The sequence below is a fragment of the Pantoea sp. GbtcB22 genome (genome assembly GCF_019091025.1).
In the GTDB taxonomy this organism is placed as follows: domain Bacteria; phylum Pseudomonadota; class Gammaproteobacteria; order Enterobacterales; family Enterobacteriaceae; genus Pantoea; species Pantoea leporis.
Map to the genome: position 1 here is coordinate 1 of NZ_JAGXKB010000224.1, position 270 is coordinate 270.

Consider the following 270-nt stretch of genomic DNA (forward strand, 5'->3'; position numbering starts at 1 on the left):
GCCCGCTTCAGCGGAGCCGCTCAGCGTTGGCGTGCTGTCATCGGTGGTGTCACCCGACGTCAACGGGCCGGTGCAGCCCCCCTCATCGTCTGTTACGACAAGATCGCTGGCCGTTGCCGGTGCAGCCGTATCAATATTAATCGTAATCGGTATCGCTTCCGGGCCCGTCGTCCCCGCAGCGTTGGTGACTGACACGGTGAAGCTGTGCTGGCCATCATCTAAAGCCGCAGTTTCATAGCGCCACTCGCCGTTGTCGCCTACCGCGGTGGT

Annotated in this window: 1 protein-coding gene; it reads right to left on the reverse strand. The window is 62.2% G+C overall.

Going from position 1 to position 270, the window contains the following annotated elements; all coding sequences use genetic code 11:
- Positions 1–270: Ig-like domain-containing protein (locus KVT28_RS25215; protein WP_217550909.1), on the reverse strand; the 270-nt coding region annotated here is incomplete at both ends.